The organism is Pseudomonas sp. PAMC 29040, assembly GCF_003994535.1.
In the GTDB taxonomy this organism is placed as follows: domain Bacteria; phylum Pseudomonadota; class Gammaproteobacteria; order Pseudomonadales; family Pseudomonadaceae; genus Aquipseudomonas; species Aquipseudomonas paraversuta.
The window spans coordinates 30,851-45,677 of record NZ_RZAA01000007.1; the positions used below are offsets into that span (position 1 = coordinate 30,851).

Below are 14,827 nucleotides of genomic sequence, written 5' to 3' on the forward strand. Positions count from 1 at the left end.
TGTCAGGTTGCAAAGGCTCGCTCCTGCAGGGGAAGGCGGGTGGGACGCAGTGATGGCATATTGACCTCAGAGGAGGCCGCAGCTTAGTCTCGGCCTCCTTTTACGCCATGGACTGAAGACATGATTACCTGCCATCTGCGCTATGTGATTGACCCTTACAAACTGGCCGAATTCGAAGCGTACGGGCGGTTGTGGATCCCGCTGGTAGAGAAATTCGGTGGCATCCACCACGGCTACTTCCTGCCATCGGAAGGCGCCAACAACATAGCGCTGGCCATGTTTTCGTTCCCCTCCCTGGCAGCCTATGAAGACTACCGCGAGCGCTCTAAAACCGACCCCGAGTGCATCGCGGCGTTCAAGCTGGCAGAGGACAACCGCTGCATTGTCAGTTACGAGCGCAGCTTCCTGCGTCCGGTGTTCCAGTAACCGGGCAGCGACTACGGATTACCAGGGTGAATATTCCGATCCATATTGACAGTCATTGGCGATGAGGAAATACTCGTCGCCAATATTCATATATATGACTATATAACTTGGCGCATAAAGTCTATGAATGCTCTTTCCAGTGATACCCGCCTGCCGCATTACCAACGCCTGCGTGACCATCTGGCTGAGCAGATCGCCAGGAACCGCTGGCGCCCGGGGGAGGCGATTCCTACCGAGGCTGCGCTGTCTGCGCAATATCACCTGTCCACCGGCACCGTGCGCAAAGCCATAGACATGCTGGTCAGTGATGGCGTCCTGGAACGCCAACAGGGTCGCGGTACCTTTGTCCGCCGTCCCCAGTTTCAATCTTCGCTGTTCCGGTTTTTCCGCTTTCAGACTGCCTCCGGCGAACGCCTGGTGCCGCAAAGTCGCATCCTCAGCGTCGAGCCCGTGGCTGCGCCCTCGGCAGTGGCCCAGGCGCTGGGGCTGGCTGTCGATGCAGCAGTGATCCGGATTGTGCGTATTCGCCTGCTGGAAGTTCAGCCGCTGCTTGCCGAAGAAATCTGGCTGCCCCGCAGCCGTTTCGAACCGCTGCTCAAGATCGATCTGAGTGAGCAGGGGCCGTTGCTGTATCCCATCTACGAAGAGATGTGCGGCCAGGTTGTGGCCTATGCCGAAGAAACCCTGACCGCCGAATCGGTCAATGAAGTGCATGCCCGGCTGCTGCAGGTCGAGGTCAACAGCCCGGTGGTGGTGATCGAGCGGCTGGCCCGGGATTACGCCGGTACGCCGCTGGAGTGGCGACGCTCGCGCGGGCATGCCGAGCATTTCCGTTACAGCGTGGATATCCGTTAACCCCCCACCCCTGTGGGCCCGTTGGCCGGCAGGGGGTTCATCGTTGTGTTTGTCATGACTGGCCCGATAGCGGCGCGGTTCGCGTTCGGCTGCCTCAGGTTCCACCCATAAGGATAAGAATCATGTTCAGTTGGTATCGGCAGGTCACTCCCCGGGAGCGAAAAACGTTTTGGGCCTGCTTCGGCGGATGGTCCCTCGACGCGCTGGAAGTACAAATGTTCGGTCTGGCGATTCCGGCGCTGATTGCCGCCTTCGCCTTGACCAAGGGCGATGCAGGATTGATCAGCGCTGTCACCCTGGTGACGTCGGCGATCGGTGGCTGGGTCGGCGGCACGCTGTCTGACCGCTATGGTCGGGTGCGCACGCTGCAGTGGATGATTCTCTGGTTCTCGTTCTTCACCTTTCTGTCAGCCTTCGTCACCGGCTTCCATCAACTGTTGATCGTCAAGGCGCTGCAGGGGTTTGGCATTGGTGGCGAATGGGCGGCCGGCGCAGTACTGATGGCCGAGACCATCAACCCGAAATATCGCGGCAAGGTCATGGGCACCGTGCAAAGCGCCTGGGCGGTCGGTTGGGGTCTGGCGGTCGGGGTGTTCGCCCTGATCTATTCGCTGGTACCGCAGGACATGGCCTGGCGCGTGATGTTCGTGGTCGGGTTGCTGCCTTCGTTCCTGATCATCTGGGTGCGGCGCAATGTCGAGGAGCCCGACAGCTTCCAGCGCATGCAAAAGGAACGTGTCATCCCCCAAAGCTTCTTCAAATCCCTGGCGGGCATCTTCCGCCCGGAACTGATCCGCGTGACCCTGTTCGGGGGGCTGCTGGGGCTGGGCGCCCACGGTGGTTACCACGCGGTCATGACCTGGCTGCCGACGTTCCTTAAAACCGAGCGCAACCTGTCGGTACTCAACTCCGGCGGTTATCTGGCGGTGATTATCTTTGCCTTCTGGTGCGGCTGCGTGGTCAGCGGTTTGTTGATCGACCGTATCGGGCGTCGCAAGAACATTGTGCTGTTCGCGTTGTGCTGTGTGGTCACGGTGCAGTGCTACGTGTTCCTGCCGCTGAGCAATACCCAGATGCTGTTTCTCGGCTTCCCGCTGGGCTTCTTTGCCGCCGGTATTCCCGCAAGCCTTGGGGCCCTGTTTAACGAACTGTACCCGGCGGACGTGCGCGGTGCCGGTGTGGGTTTTTGCTACAACTTTGGCCGGGTGCTGTCGGCGGTGTTCCCGTTCCTGGTCGGGCATATGAGCGAGTCCATGTCCCTGGGCTCGGCGATTGGCATCGACGCCGGCATCGCCTATGGCGTAGCCGTTCTCGCCGCCCTTTGCTTGCCGGAAACCCGTGGCCGCAGCCTTGAAAAATCCACGTCCGTGATCCCGGACGACACCCTTGGCAAAGAGGGCGCCCGTGCCTGAAGCCGCTTACTTTTGTAGATGAAATCCATGTCTGATCCCCGTTCCACAACCCTGACCGGCATCGATAGCCATGCCCATGTATTCAGTCGCGAGCTGAGCCTGAGCGCGGCCCGGCGTTACACCCCGGACTATGACGCGACCCTGGTGCAGTACTTGAAATACCTGGGCGACCACGGTCTGAGTCACGGCGTGCTGGTGCAGCCCAGCTTTCTGGGCACCGATAACAGCTACCTGCTGGCAGCGCTGGAACAGGCGCCCCGGCAACTGCGCGGGGTGGTGGTGCTGGAACCCGGGGTCAAGCCCGGGGTGCTGCACGACATGGCCCGCCAGGGCGTGGTCGGGGTACGCCTGAACTTGATGGGCAAGGCCTTGCCGGACCTGGCCGAGCCAGTCTGGAAAGACTTTCTGGGCCGCATTGCCGGGCTGGGCTGGCATATCGAGTTGCACCGTCAGATCGAGGACCTGCCGGATCTTGCACGCCAGCTACTGGCGTCCGGGGTCAAAGTGGTGATTGATCATTTTGGCCGCCCGGACGCACGTCTGGGTCTGGATCAACCCGGTTTTGCGCAAATGCTCGAACTGGGGCGCAGCGGTCGGGTATGGGTGAAAGTCTCTGGCATCTATCGTCTGGGTGGCAGCGAGCGGCAAAACCTCGAGTTTGCCCGGGCGGCATTGCCCTTACTGGTGCAGAACTTTGGCCCGGACCGATTGGTGTGGGGCAGTGACTGGCCGCATACCCAGCATGAACACACTATTGACTATGCCCGGGTGATTGAGCAGTTGCAGGCCCTGCAATGCCCGGCGCCATTGCTGCAGTCGCTGCAGGTGCAGGCGGCTAAAGTCTTATTCGGGTTTTGACTGCAGATCGGTCAGTATCGAGTTTGATCTTGTCAATGTAATCGTGGTCTTGCGGGGCTGCGGTGGTAGGGTCGACAGCATGGCGCTTCATTTCCTTTTCAGTTACCCGGAGACACAGATCACATGGCAACGGCATCAGCGGTAATCGACATCCCGGCTTCGGCCGACCAGGTCTGGCAATTGATCGGTGGCTTCAATAGCCTGCCCGACTGGTTGCCGATCGTCACCCGAAGCGAACTCAGTGAAGGCGGGCGCTTGCGCAACCTGCGCACCGAGGATGGCACGGTGATTGTCGAGCGTCTGCAAACCTTCGATAACGCCGCTAAAACCTACAGCTACTCCCTGACCGAGTCCCCTTTTCCGGTGCAGGACTATCTGGCGACCTTGAGCGTTGAGGCCCTGGGTGACGGCGCGCGAGTGAGATGGTCCGGTCATTTCACGGCGGTCGGTGTCACTGAAGGCGAGGCACAGGAACTGTTCACGGGTGTCTACCAGGTCGGCCTGACAGCGCTGCGCGCCAATTTCCCGGGCTGACAGCCCAATCCTGCAGGAGCCTGTATCCAATGGGGGCTGGCTTGCCAGCGATGGCGGTGGGTCAGTCGATGCATCGGCTTCTGACACTCTGCTGCGGCGAGCAGGCTCGCTGCTGCAGTTTTTACCAGGGCAGCAGTAGTGGCATATTGCTCATAAGCTCATAAAGTCGATATTGGCAAGCTAGACCCTTGAAATAAAACGAAAAACCCGCAAATGGTGGCCATCCAGAATCAGTCCGGGTTGGAAAACTTGTGACTATTTAATGACTTAGGTCAGTATTGCTTTGAAATAAATTGTGCAAAATAACTTGTTACTTATTGTGACACTGGGGTAAGATCGCCCTGCGTTCACCTACCACGGTTTATGCATTTTTAAGCCCCAAGTTTCCATCAGCTACTTGGGCTTTTTTTTGCCTGAAATTTGATATCGGATCCAATTTCTACAAGCGCAGAAACAAAAACGGCGCCCGTTGCAGGCGCCGTCGTCCAGTCATAAAGCCTTAAGCAATCGCTTTCGAACTCCACTCGCCGTTAACCAGACGTTGCAGGCCCAGCGGGTTGCGATTTTGCAACGCTGCCGGCAGCAAGGCGTCGGGATAGTTCTGGTAGCACACCGGACGCAAGAACCGGTCGATGGCCAGTGAGCCAACCGAGGTGCCGCGTGCATCCGAGGTGGCCGGGTAAGGGCCGCCGTGAACCATGGCATCACAGACTTCGACCCCGGTCGGGTAGCCATTGACCAGGATGCGCCCTACTTTTTGCTCAAGAATCGGCATCAGCCACTGGTATTGCTCAAGGTCGGCCGGTTCGCCAATCAGGGTGGCGGTCAGTTGCCCGCGCAGGGCCAGCAGCGCTGCTTTGAGCTGGGCGTCATTTTCCACTTCGATGATGATCGTCGCCGGACCGAACACTTCTTCCTGCAGCAAAGGATCCTTGTTCAGCAGCAGGCTGACATCGGCCTTGAACAGCTGTGGCTGGGCCTGTGCGCCGGACTGGCTGTGGCCGGCCAGGTGAGTGATGCCTTTATGGCTGAGCAGGTGCTCGACGCCCTTGGCGTAGTTGCGCAGACCGCCCGCATTGAGCAGGGTGTGTGGCGCCTGTTCGGCCATCTGTTGCGTGAGTTGTTCGACGAACGCCGACAGCTCGGGGGAGCGCAGACCGATCACCAGTCCGGGGTTGGTGCAGAACTGGCCACCGCCCATGGTCACGGATGCGGCCAGTTCCCCTGCCACCTTGCCACCCCGTGCGGCCAGGGCCTGGGGCAGCAGGATCACCGGGTTGATGCTCGACATCTCGGCGAATACCGGAATCGGTTGCTCGCGCTCGGCAGCCATTTTGCTCAGCGCATTGCCACCGTGCAGCGACCCGGTAAAGCCCACTGCCTGAATGGCCGGGTGTTTGATCAGCGGCTCGCCGACGCCGGCGCCGAAGATCATGTTGAACACGCCCTTGGGCATGCCGGTTTTTTCCGCGGCGCGAATGATTGCGCAACCGACCTGGTCAGCCGTTGCCATGTGACCGCTGTGGGCCTTGAACACCACCGGGCAGCCAGCAGCAAAAGCAGCGGCAGTGTCGCCACCGGCAGTGGAAAAGGCCAGCGGGAAGTTACTGGCGCCAAACACTGCCACCGGACCAACGCCGATGCGGTATTGACGCAAGTCCACCCGTGGCAGCGGTTTGCGGTCGGGCATGGCCAGGTCGATACGGGCGCCTAAAAAGTCGCCGCGACGCAGCACTTTGGCGAACAGGCGCATCTGCCCGCTGGTACGACCGCGTTCGCCCTGGATACGCCCGGCGGGCAGTGCGGTTTCACGGCAGACCAGCGCCACAAAGTCGTCGCCCAACTGGTCGATTTCGTCAGCAATGGCATCGAGAAATTCGGCGCGGCGTTCAGGGCTGAGCTGGCGGAATTCGATAAAGGCCTGATCGGCGGCATTGGCGGCGCGGTCTACTTCCTCGGGCGTGGCCTGATGAAAGCGAAAGGGCAGGGCAACGCCGGTGCTGGCATCGAGGCTTTCAAGGGTGACTGTGCCGGCAGCGCTACGGCTGCCGCCGATAAAGTTTTGGCCTGTTACGGTAGACATCGGTTCAATCCTCGCTAGATAGGCTTTAGACGCGCTATGGAACTCAGCGCACAAGACAGGGTTTTTTGTTGTCGTATTTCCAGCCCGGAACAATGTACTGCATGGCGACGCTGTCGTCCCGTGCACCAAGGCCCATGCCTTTATACAGTTCGTGGGCTTTGGCCACTGCGTCCATGTCGATGTCCACGCCCAGACCGGGTCTGGCCGGAACCTTGATGTGACCCTCGACAATTTGCAGCGGCTCGCGGGTCAGGCGCTGACCGTCCTGCCAGATCCAGTGGGTATCGATGGCAGTGATTTCGCCCGGTGCGGCGGCCGCCACCTGGGTGAACATGGCCAGGGAAATATCAAAGTGATTGTTGGAGTGCGAGCCCCAGGTCAGGCCCCACTCGTGGCACATCTGGGCGACCCGCACCGAACCCTGCATGGTCCAGAAGTGCGGATCGGCCAGCGGGATATCGACCGCCTGGGACTGGATCGCATGGCCCATTTCGCGCCAGTCGGTGGCGATCATGTTGGTGGCTGTAGGCAGGCCGGTGGCGCGTCTGAACTCTGCCATCACCTCGCGCCCCGAGTAACCGTTTTCGGCGCCGCAGGGGTCTTCGGCGTAGGCCAGCACATGGTGTTGATCGCGGCACAGGCCGATGGCTTCCTTGAGTGACCAGGCGCCATTGGGGTCAAGGGTAATGCGTGCATCGGGGAAGCGTTCGGCCAGGGCGGTGACGGCTTCGATCTCTTCCGCGCCGCGCAATACCCCGCCCTTGAGCTTGAAGTCGTTGAAACCGTATTTGGCCTGGGCCGCTTCGGCCAGGCGGACGATGGTTTGCGGGGTCATTGCCTGTTCATGACGCAGGCGGAACCAGTCATCGGCATCGGCTTCACTGCGATAGGCCAGATCGGTCTGCTGGCGGTCACCAATGTAGAACAGGTAACCGAGCATCTTTACCGCGTCGCGCTGCTGGCCTTCACCGAGCAGGGCTGCGACCGGTACTTGCAGAAACTGGCCCAGCAGGTCGAGCAGGGCGGCTTCCATTGCCGTTACCGCATGGATGGTGATGCGCAGGTCAAAGGTTTGCAGGCCCCGGCCGGCCGAGTCGCGGGCGGCAAAGGTGGTGCGCATGGCATTGAGAATGCTCTGGTAGTTACCGATCGGTTGGCCTACCACCAGGCTGCGGGCATCTTCCAGGGTTTCGCGGATACGTTCGCCGCCCGGCACTTCGCCGACCCCGGTATTGCCGCTGCTGTCCTTGAGAATCACGATGTTGCGGGTGAAGAAAGGGCCGTGGGCACCGCTGAGGTTGAGCAGCATGCTGTCATGCCCGGCCACCGGAATCACCTGCAGGCTGGTGACAACCGGGGCTTTTGCCGCGTGGTGCTGGTGTTCGTTATTCATGTCGTGTTCCTTAAAAAGAGTCAGGGGCCTAGGCGGGTTGCAGAGCTGCAGGCATCACAGCCGCGGGCTTGGGTTTGGTCTTGGCAAAGAACACGATGATGGCCGCAATGATCGAGGTACCGGCCAGGCCGTAAAGCCCGCCCTGAATCGAACCTGTGGTTTGTTCCAGGAAGCCGAAGGTGGTGGGTGCAACGAAGCCGCCGAGGTTGCCGATGGAGTTGATCAGTGCAATCACCGCTGCTGCGATGCGCGCATCCAGATAACCCTGGGGGATCGGCCAGAACAGCGACGACGCCGATTTGAAGCCGATGGCCGCAAAGCAGATGGCAATGAACGCGAAGATCGGACCGCCGGTGGTCGAAAGGAACATGCCCAGCGCGGCAATCAGCAAGGCAGCTGCAATCCAGGCCTGCTGGTACTTGAACCGGCTGGCCAGGGCCGCGAATGCATACATGGCAATGATCGAGATCAGCCACGGGATGGAGTTGAAAAAGCCCACCTGGATATCGCTCAGGTCGCCCATTTTTTTGATGATGCTCGGCAGCCAGAACGTGGCCGCGTAAATGGTCAGCTGGATGCAGAAGTAGATGGCACAGAACAACATGATCTGGCGGTCCTTGAGCAGTTTTCCCAGGGTTGGCTTGACGGTGTTGACGGCATCCCGCTCGCGTTGTTCGCGGTCAATTTCGTTGACCAGCGCATCCTGTTCCTGACGGCTGAGCCATTTGGCGTCATGGGGTTTGGAGTCCAGCCAGAACCAGACAAAGAAGCACAGCAGCACCGAGGCCATGCCTTCAATGATGTACATCCACTGCCAGCCATGCAGGCCCATGCCGGTAATTTGCAGGAGCAGGCCGCTGAGCGGACCGGAAATCAGGGATGCCAGCGCGGAACCGCTGAGGAAGATCGCAATCGCCTTGCCGCGCTCGGCGCCAGGCAACCAGCGGGTGAAATAGTAGATAACCCCCGGGAAGAAGCCGGCTTCGGCGACGCCCAGCAAAAAACGCAGGATATAGAAGTGGGTTTCGTTCTGGATAAAGGCCATCAGGGTGGCGGTGATGCCCCAGGTGAACATGATCCGGGTCAGCCAGATGCGGGCCCCGACTTTTTGCAGCAGCATGTTGGAGGGCACTTCGAACAGTGCATAGCCAATGAAAAACAGCCCGGCGCCAAAGCCGTAGGCGGCGGCACCAATGCCCAGGTCATGCTCCATATGTGAGCGTACAAAGCCGATGTTGACGCGGTCTATGTAGTTGACGATGAACATGATGACGAAGAGCGGCAGTACATGCCTCTTCACTTTCTGGATCGCGCGCGCCAGAACAGGATCGTTGGCGGGCGCAGCAGACACGTTGCTGGAAATGTTCACAAATCTGACCCCACTGATTATTTTTATGCGGGTGTGGCTGACCGGTGGCTTGGCCGACCGGTTGACGGACATCATACGAGTTGAGTTTTCGCCTCGCAATGCCCGGAAACAAACCAATAAGTTATAAATGGCCTGTTTGTAATACTTTTAAGTGTGTTTACAGGGGGTTAGGCAGGGTTTTAGCGACGGTGTGAAGTTGAGAATGGTGAAGTGGATTCGGGGTTTTTTAAATTTTGTTGAGTTTTAACAAGGTTGTCATACGAGTTGAGGCCTCTCAGGCTCGAACCAGGTGATAGTATTAAGCCGCCTCAGGTGAAGGGAATAGCCATGCAAGATCAACCGATACGCAAGCGCACGCCGGGTCTGGCCCACGACATCGTGGCCGAACTGACCCGGCAGATTCTGTTGGGGCAACTGGCTCCGGGGCACAAGCTGCCCTCCGAGTCGGTCATCGTCCGCGAGCAGGGGGTGAGCCGTACGGTAGTACGCGAAGCGATTTCCCGATTGCAGGCATCGGGCTTCGTTGAGACCCGGCACGGGATTGGTACCTTTGTTCTTGAGCGCGAAGAGCCCCAGGGCATACACCTGACCAGTGCCACCGCCGCCAGCGTGCGCAGCATTCTTGAGTTGCGCATGGGGCTGGAGACGCAGGCCGCGGCCCTGGCTGCGGGGCGGCGCACAGAAGAACAATTGCTGCAGATGCGTCAGGCGCTGGATGACTATCAGAACGCCCTGGCCAATAACGATGGTAGCGTCGAGCACGACCTGCGCTTTCACAAGCTGATTGCCCAGGCCACAGGCAATACCTACTTCACCGACATCATCTGTCAGCTTGGCCGTACGGTCATACCGCGGACCCGGATCAATGCTGACGAGCGCGGTGATGCCGATTTACAGCAGTTGGGGCAAATGGCCGTGCTTGAGCATGAAGCCATCCTGCGCGCCATCCGCCGCCAGGACCCTGATGCGGCGCGTGCGGCCATGCTGCTGCACCTGAGCAACAGCCTGGAACGGATGACGCTGTGATCCAGCGACTACTTCAGCGCCACATCCTGCGGGTTGATTTTCTTCCACCCCTGCAGCACGGCCTGGGCCTTGGGTTCCTCGCCGTTGTCGAGATAGAACTGGATCAACGATAACCGCGCATCGCGAAACGAAGGCTGGCGCTTGAGCAGTTCTTCGAGTTGGGCACAGGCTTTTTCGACCTGGCCACTCTGGTGCAGCGCCACGGCCAGTACATAGCGGTACTGGGGGTTGTCCGGCTCCAGGTTGACGGCCTTTTGCAAGGCTGCCATGGCTGCTTTCGGCTGACCCGCGCGGATCAGCGCCAGGCCCTGGGTGTGTTGCAGCAAGGCCACTTGCGGGTGCTCCTTGAGCGCCGTGTCCAGCAGCGCTGCGGCCTCGGTGCTGCGACCCCCGGCCTCCAGCCATTGGGCCAGGGTCACCAGCGCCGGAAAGAAGTCTGGATCGCGCAGCAGGGCAGCCCGCAGTTTGGGTTCTACCTCATCGGTGCGTCCGCTGGCCTGATACAGCATGGCCAGGTTGAGGTTGGCTTCGGCCCGTTCGGTCAGGCTCAATTGCACCGTTTCGTATTCAGCGATGGCGTTTTCCCAGGCCTGCTGGGCCGCACCCAGGCCATTGCGCGCGGCGCCCAGCAGATTGCGCGCGGCGATAATGCGTACGGCGCGTACCTTGTCATTCAATAGCGGGCTCAACAACGGGATACGTTCCGCCGGCGGCAGGAAGGCACTGACGGCCCGCACTGCGCTCTCACGCACTTGGGGGGCGGGGTCGTTCAGGTCTTTGCTGGCCAGTTTCAACGCGGACTCGCTGGGGTAGTTCGCCAGTTCGCCAAGCAATGTCGCGCGCTGAATCGCCGGCAGATTGCTGCGCCGCAATTGCTCGTACAGCGCCTGCGCTGCACCGGGTCGGCCGCCACGGATCAACCACAGGCTTTCGTCGTAACGGGCGGCCCGTGGCGCATCATGGGCGGTCCACAACTTGAATTGCTCGCTCACTTTGTCGCCGGCCTTGCCCTGGTGACAGCTCAGACAGGCATCCGGGGTGCCGAGGATTTTCGCCCGTACCGGGTCAGGAATGCTGAAGCTGTGGTCATGGCGAAAATCATTGCCCATATAGAACTTGCCGGGCATGTGGCAATCCACACACTGCGAACCCGGCTGGCCTTCGGTGTGGCGATGGTGTTCGGCAGAGTCGTAGTTCTTCGCCTGCAGCCCTTTGCCGTCGACGCCGGGGATAGCCGCTTTGCCTGCGGGGTTGTGGCATTGCAGACACACTGCATTGCCCGCTGCTTTCAATTCGGTGCTGTGGGGGTTGTGGCAGTTGCTGCAGCGCACCCCCTTGTCGAACATTTTGCTTTGCAGGAATGAGCCGTGTTCGAACACTTCATCCTTGATCTTGCCGTCCAGGGCATACAGTTCACGGGTCAAAACGCTGGGCAGATAGTCGTCCATCAAGGCTTTGCCGACGGTAAAGCCGTCGCCCAGCGGGGCGCGCCGGGCATGGCAGCGGGCGCAGGTTTCGATCTCGACGGTGGCGTCCTTGTCCTTGAGATCGACGTCGAAGCCGGCGTGCTCGAAATCGCCTTTGTTGGCCACCGACAACAGGTGGTTTGAAGCCGGGCCATGGCAGGCCTGGCAGCCGACGCCCAGGCTGTTCCACTGGCTGTTGAAGCTGTTGCTGGCGGCATCGAAGTTGCGCTTGTAGCCGGTGGTATGGCATTCGACGCACATAAAGTTGGCGTTCTGGCTGGGCTTGCTCCAGTGCAGCGGGTTCTTGAAATTCACCCCCTGGCCCGGATACAGGTGAAACCAGCGGTTTTTCTCGGTATCCCACGCTACGCCCAGGGCTTGCAGCTTGCCGTCACCGACCTCGATCAAATACTGCTGCAGCGGTGCAATGCCGAAGGTGTAGGCGACCTTGAAGTCGGCGGGCTTGCCATCTGCCCCCGGGGTATTGACCCAGAACCCGTCACTCTGACGAAAGAAGCGGCTGCTTTCGCCCTGGCTTACAAAGCTGACATTGTTGAAGTCGGCCAGCACGGTCTGCGGGTCCGCGACCTGCATCGCAAGCTGGTGATGGGAGCCTTGCCAGTCCTTGACCTGGGCGTCGTGGCAGCCCTGGCACTGTTGCTCGTCAACCATCTGTGCCGGCGGTCTGGCCACCGGTGCCGGCGCTACGACCTTGGGCTCAAACACCACTGGCGTGACGGATTGCGGGCGGTCGAGAAAAAACCATAGCCCTGCGATCACCACCAGCAACAGCGCGGCGATCACAGCAAGCAGGTAACGGCTCATCAGGCTGGAACGCGAATCAGGTTGCTCAGGGGCAACTTTATTTTTAGTTTTAGGCATTACAACTTCCGATGTTTATTGGCCGACAAACCAGCGGTAATAGGGGTTGGCGCCATCGCCATTGATCACTTCGCGGATGTCGCGGGCCCATGCTTCGCGGTCGCCATCATAGGCGTGCAGGCTGGAGCGGTAAAACTGCATGAGGCGTTGCCGGTGTACGTTCATTCGATCGACAAAAGCCGGTTCGGCATTGAGCAAGTCAGGGGCAGTGTGCAGGTCCAGCAGCGCCGGGAGCACGCGGCTGATCTCCTTGGCCCGCACCCACGGCGCGTACTCGATGCGCGGCTGATCGTCAGTCACCGCTGGCGCATCGCCGGCAAAGCGTTCCAGCCCTGCGCGGTCGGTTACATAGGTGGCCAGCAATGCAGCGCCGGATGCCACGCCCACGTCCTGCAGGGCATTGCGTACTCCGGGCTGCTCGAAGCGGGCACTGATGCGCGCAGCGTCCAGTTCAATGGGTTGCATCGAGCCTACCAGGAGCATTTCGTGGAACTCGCTGGTCCACAACGTGGCATAGGGGAATACATCGAGAAAGCTGCGTACCAGTGAGCGCGAGTCGTCGATGTTTTGCGTCGGCAACGGCAGCCACTGGGCCACCAGCCCCTTGGCTTGCAGGCGTTGCGCAGCCAGCTGGTAGAAGTCCCGGGAGTACAGGTTGACCACGCCGGCTGCCGAGGGCGGTGGCGGCTCGAGGGTGATCAGGTCGTAGCGCTGCTCGCTGCGCAGCAGTTCCTGACGACCATCGCGCAAGCGTACCTGGATGCCGGGATCGTGCGCCGCATTGAAGTTGCCCTTGAACAACGATGATGCATTGACCACTGCCGGCAGCAGCTCGGCGACAACCCGCTGTTGCAGGGCCGGATAACTGAGCAGGGCGCCGGCTGTAATCCCGGTGCCAAAGCCGATCACCAGCGCCGAGCGTGGTTCACCGGTATGGATCAGCAGCGGCAGCAGGGCCTGAATCCGCATATAGCGCAGCGACGGCATGGCATCGCCGGTATTCGACACGCCCTGAATGTACAAACGGTGAAAGCGGCGCTCGCCTTTGCCTTGGGTGACCACGGCCACGGTGCCGCCACGGCCTTCTTCATAGAACCCCAGCTCGCCGTTACGCGCCCCCGGGAGCAGGCTGGCAAGGCGGTCCACCGGGGTCAGGCCAGCCACGGCCAGCGCCGCCAGCCCCACGCCAATCACCGCCTGACGATGGCCCTTGCTGACCCGCTGGCCCTGGCGTGTGGCGACCCAGCCCACCGCTGCGGCAATGATTGCCAGCAGGCCCAGGGTGCGTACCAGACCCAACAGCGGGATCAATACGAAACCGCACAAGGCCACCCCGACAATCCCGCCCAGGGTATTGAAGGCCACGACCGCGCCGACATCCCGTCCCACCCGGTGCGGGCCGACACACAGGCGCAGCGCTACCGGAAAGGCGGCGCCCAGCAGCAGTGTGGGGATAAACACGATGCTCAGCGCGGCCATCGCGAAACGTGCACTCATGCCCAGCAGGACACTGCCGCCCATGGCCAGGGCCAGGCTTTCGGCCTGGGTCTGCAGCAGGATCAGCCAGCGCCCGAGCAGGGCGATTTCCAGCAGTGCAACCAGCCCGGCAGCGGCGATCAGCAAGCCGAACACGCCCCAGGGATCGCGCAGGCGATCAACCCGGCGGGCCATCAGGCTGCTGCCGATAAACAGCCCGGCCAGATAGGTGGCCAGCACCACGGCAAAGGCATAGGTGCGGGTACTCATGAATTGCACGATGGATTGCGACCAGACCACTTCGTAGCCCAGCGCCACGCCGCCGGCAATGGCATACAGCACCATGGCCAGGCGCGCCGGTGGCGGATCGTCGGCTTCAGGCGTGGCCAGGGGCGTCGAATAACGGCGCTGCACCAGTAATGCGCCAACCGCCGCGACCAGGTTCAGCAAGGCCGCGGCAAAGGCGCTGCCGCGCACGCCAAGGGTGGCGATCAAGACAAAGGCGCTGAGCAGGGTGCCGACAATCGCCCCGGCCGTGTTGGCGGCATACAGCCGTGCCCCGGCCTGGCCCAGGTGTTGCGGATCGGCCGCCAGCGCCCGTACCAGCACCGGCAGCGTGCCGCCCATCAGTAGCGCCGGCACGCCCACCAGCAGCAGAGGCAACAGCCAGGCCAGCAGGCCGACCTGTTGTTCAAGCCAGGCGAAGGGAGCTGCGGCCATGCTCAGGCCCAGGGTGGCGCCGATGCCGAGCACGGCCACGCCGATCTCTAGCCCGGCATACAGCAACAGGGGTTTGCCCAGGCGATCGGCGAAGCGGCCGAACAGCAGGCCGCCCAGGGCCAGGCCAGCGAAAAAAGCGCTGATGCCGGTGGTGATGGCATACACCTCGACGCCGATCACCAGGGACAGTTGCTTGATCCACAGCACCTGGTAGACCAGTGCTGCAGCGCCGGAGATAAACAGCAACAAGGCAGGCATTAACAATGCCGTGCGACTCAGAGGGGTGCAAACAGTCGCGGTACAAGCTCGGGGAGACGGCATTGCGCA

The 14,827-nt window shown here is 61.0% G+C and carries 11 protein-coding genes; 6 read left to right on the plus strand and 5 right to left on the minus strand.

Going from position 1 to position 14,827, the window contains the following annotated elements; all coding sequences use genetic code 11:
* The first annotated feature begins 120 nt into the window (after positions 1-120).
* The 5 genes from WG29040_RS14295 (at position 121) to WG29040_RS14315 (ending at position 4,085) form a co-directional block, all read left to right on the plus strand.
* A complete protein-coding gene (locus tag WG29040_RS14295) occupies positions 121-426 on the plus strand; it encodes an NIPSNAP family protein (RefSeq protein ID WP_010657209.1) in 306 nt (101 codons plus the stop codon).
* Between the two features lie 123 nt (positions 427-549).
* Positions 550-1,281: a GntR family transcriptional regulator gene (locus tag WG29040_RS14300; protein ID WP_003444995.1), complete on the plus strand. Its 732-nt coding sequence runs from the start codon at positions 550-552 to the stop codon at positions 1,279-1,281.
* Between the two features lie 122 nt (positions 1,282-1,403).
* Entirely contained in the window at positions 1,404-2,693 is a 1,290-nt protein-coding gene (locus tag WG29040_RS14305; protein ID WP_003444993.1) for an MFS transporter, read from the plus strand.
* A gap of 27 nt (positions 2,694-2,720) precedes the next feature.
* Positions 2,721-3,551 (plus strand): amidohydrolase, encoded by an 831-nt coding sequence (locus WG29040_RS14310; protein ID WP_127196390.1) that lies wholly within the window; start codon positions 2,721-2,723, stop codon positions 3,549-3,551.
* A 123-nt stretch (positions 3,552-3,674) separates the two neighbouring features.
* The gene (locus WG29040_RS14315; protein ID WP_010657207.1) at positions 3,675-4,085 is read left to right on the plus strand and encodes an SRPBCC family protein; all 411 of its coding nucleotides are present in this window, start codon (positions 3,675-3,677) and stop codon (positions 4,083-4,085) included.
* 499 nt (positions 4,086-4,584) lie between these two features.
* Here the strand turns inward: WG29040_RS14315 and WG29040_RS14320 are convergent, their stop codons facing one another.
* Genes WG29040_RS14320 through WG29040_RS14330 form a run of 3 tightly spaced genes read right to left on the minus strand, consistent with a single transcriptional unit; the run spans position 4,585 to position 8,930 of the window.
* The gene (locus WG29040_RS14320) at positions 4,585-6,168 is read right to left on the minus strand and encodes an aldehyde dehydrogenase (NADP(+)) (protein WP_003444982.1); all 1,584 of its coding nucleotides are present in this window, start codon (positions 6,166-6,168) and stop codon (positions 4,585-4,587) included.
* 43 nt (positions 6,169-6,211) lie between these two features.
* Positions 6,212-7,561: a glucarate dehydratase gene (gudD, locus tag WG29040_RS14325; RefSeq protein ID WP_127196391.1), complete on the minus strand. Its 1,350-nt coding sequence runs from the start codon at positions 7,559-7,561 to the stop codon at positions 6,212-6,214.
* 28 nt (positions 7,562-7,589) lie between these two features.
* Complete coding sequence (locus WG29040_RS14330) at positions 7,590-8,930, minus strand: MFS transporter (protein WP_029612923.1); 1,341 nt, start codon at positions 8,928-8,930, stop codon at positions 7,590-7,592.
* 327 nt (positions 8,931-9,257) lie between these two features.
* Between WG29040_RS14330 and WG29040_RS14335 the strand changes: the two genes are divergently transcribed.
* Positions 9,258-9,956: a FadR/GntR family transcriptional regulator gene (locus WG29040_RS14335; protein WP_003444979.1), complete on the plus strand. Its 699-nt coding sequence runs from the start codon at positions 9,258-9,260 to the stop codon at positions 9,954-9,956.
* 8 nt (positions 9,957-9,964) lie between these two features.
* Here WG29040_RS14335 and WG29040_RS14340 read toward each other — a convergent pair whose 3' ends face one another.
* A complete protein-coding gene (locus WG29040_RS14340; RefSeq protein WP_127196392.1) occupies positions 9,965-12,304 on the minus strand; it encodes a tetratricopeptide repeat protein in 2,340 nt (779 codons plus the stop codon).
* Positions 12,305-12,319: 15 nt separating this feature from the next.
* Positions 12,320-14,821 (minus strand): fused MFS/spermidine synthase, encoded by a 2,502-nt coding sequence (locus WG29040_RS14345; RefSeq protein WP_127196393.1) that lies wholly within the window; start codon positions 14,819-14,821, stop codon positions 12,320-12,322.
* Positions 14,822-14,827 lie beyond the last annotated feature (6 nt).